This window comes from Microvirga tunisiensis, assembly GCF_009296175.1.
Taxonomy (GTDB): domain Bacteria; phylum Pseudomonadota; class Alphaproteobacteria; order Rhizobiales; family Beijerinckiaceae; genus Microvirga; species Microvirga tunisiensis.
Window position 1 is genome coordinate 1 of record NZ_VOSK01000580.1, and the last position, 2,594, is coordinate 2,594.

Here is a 2,594-nt window from a genome sequence, read left to right on the forward strand (position 1 = left end):
CGGCGAAGCGGGCGGGCAGGTGCAGCATGGCGGCGTCTCTTGGCGGAAACTCTGCCAGTCTACCGCATCGTTCGCTTCGCCGCCCCTCGCTCTCACATCACCCGTCAGAAATGGCTAAACTCAAGCTTAGGTTGCAGGCTGTGGGCACCTGTCGCTCTTTCGATTAGTCGGGTCGCCCCCATGGCGAGCAGCGTCACCAGCAGCGCGGCCCGATCTTTCAGCAGATCGATCCCGCACGCGATCTGGGTCGCACTCCTCGCCTCTTTGAAGGGTACGAGCCAGGGCTGGGCCTGAGGCTTCTCCTTTTGCAGGCCAGCAAGGAAACGCCGCTGCTTGTCGCTCGGAGAACTCTGCTCGTACTCCCCATCGTAGCGGATGCCGACAAACGCCGCGTACTTGCGAGCAACGTCGAGGGTCGAGCACAGGAACGCCTGCGGCGCCCCTGTCTTCTCATCGTGGGTTGCCACCAGCCAGCGCGGTAGATCCTGCACGGCATCCGCCCCGTAGATCCCTGACTGATAGAGGTCACAGAACAGGGCAAGGCGGCTTGAGAATTTCTTTGTCTCGGAATCGTAGCGGCGCATTCCGGCCGCCATCATCCCCGACGCAAACGGCTTCGGCAGTGGTAGCGTATCCTCATCACCCCAGGACATGGAGGGGTCGAGAGGATCCTCGTACTGCTCCCGGTCAGACTCGCCGAGGCGCAGCCGGATCTGGCGCTGACGCTCTTCGATCTGATCCCGAAGTGTCGGATCCTTGTCGAACCAGGCCTCAAACTGCTCCCGGATTGGCGCAGCAAGGCCACGAACTTGACGGCGGCACCGCTCCGGGTCGTTGCGGCGCATCGCATCGATGTCGTTGAAGATCCGAAGAACCGAGTTGCCGACATCGACAAAGACCTGGTGTGTCTTCCGGGTCGCCTTGTGCGAGCGCTCGCCGCGGCCGCTGATCTGCTTGACGGGGCCGATGGACCGTTCCTGACACGCAAGGATATTGAGATCTGTCTGGGGAACGTCGGTCCCGATGCCAAGGGCATTCACGTTGACAAGGATGTCGAACTCGCCCGCCCGGGCCGCGTTCAGAAGTTCGTCGCGTTTGATCTTCCGGCCGGGTTCCTCGCCGAGTTTAAGACCAGTCTCACGTCCGTTCCGCCAGACGCGGATCTCACCAGCAACCACAAAGGCGACGCGCGGATGCTCACCGGCGCGCGGGTGCTCCTGGGGTGTCCTCTGAAGAGCCAGGGCTCCCGAGAGCGCTTTGGCGAACTCCACGCTGTCGCAATGGACCATCGCCAGAACGGCATTGCCCGCCCGCTTGGCCCAGATCTGCACAAGAGCTGCAACGATGAGCTCAGCGATCGCGCTGTCGCCCTCGCTGGCATCCGGCCTGAAGAAGCGCGAGAACGCCTGCTGGGAGGCTTGGTCCACCGACTTGTTCTCGGCGAGCAGAGCCAGAAAGGCGGTTTCGATGAGCCGGACCGCATCGGCGCCGAGATGGCGCTCGAATTCGCCTGTCGCGATGTCGAACTTGGTTCGCACCGTCCGGCCTGTTGCCAGGACCTCGTCATAGGTGGCGACATCGATCAGGTCGTGCTCAATGCTGGCGCCGAACGGATCGAGAGGATCCTGACCGTCGGTCCGGAACGGAGTGGCCGTGAGCACGATGCCTGAGCCGCCGGCACGGGCAATCCGCTGGAGAATCTTGGAGAGCTGTTCGGCGGCAGCCTTGTGACCCTCATCGATGAGGGCAACACCCCCTCGCCTGCCGAACTCGTCGAGGCCGCGCAGGAAATCCTCGTCATCCAGCTTGTTCACCAGCGACATGTTCGTCGCCATGATCACATCGGCATCGAGAGTGTTGCGGAGCATCGGCCCGTCGCCAACGACCTCGGTCTTGGCGACGAAGAAGGCTACCCGTGCCTTCCGCAGGGACGGGATCGCCTGCAGCTGGGCATAGTTCTGGCGCAGCAGACTGCTGTCGGGATGCAGGATCAGGATCGGCTTCGCGAGATCGAAGGCATCTTCCGCTGCCGCCGCAGCCTTGAGACTCTTCCCGCTGCCCGTGGGCGCCAAAACCGCACCCGAGCGACCGCGCTGGATTGCCTCGCGCAGCGAGAACATGATCCTGGCCTGATAAGGCTCGGCCTGCTTGTCACCAATCACACGGGACAGAGAATGGATTGATGTCTCGCAGGAGGCATCAGCGAGTTTGGAAAGAGGCCGCATCATTCAGAAGGAATTGAGAGGGAACGTTCGGACTATGAGAGCACCCTCACGACAGGAGAATCTGCCGAGTCAGGTGCCTCGCAGTATCATAGAACATTTTGAGAACACGATCACTGTGAAGAGCGCCTTAACGTGATCCGTTTTTGGACCATCCTGGAGATTGTTCACCGATCTTCTAATGCCTTAGGTCACCCGACCCAGTCGCTCGTCTCAAGCTCACGAGACATGCACCTCGTCCTTAACTATTGATCCGGCTTGGGTGATCTTGAACTACGCGGCATAGCGGAATGGCTGATGCCTGAAGTAGCTTCGGATCCGTTCGGGGAGCTTTGTCAGCCGGCGCATGTGGCTGATCACGGTACGCTTGAG

Annotated in this window: 1 protein-coding gene; it reads right to left on the reverse strand. The window is 61.4% G+C overall.

Annotated features, from left to right (window positions below):
• Positions 1–104 precede the first annotated feature (104 nt).
• Entirely contained in the window at positions 105–2,228 is a 2,124-nt protein-coding gene (locus FS320_RS41575; protein ID WP_152718409.1) for a DEAD/DEAH box helicase, read from the reverse strand.
• Between the last annotated feature and the right edge of the window lie 366 nt (positions 2,229–2,594).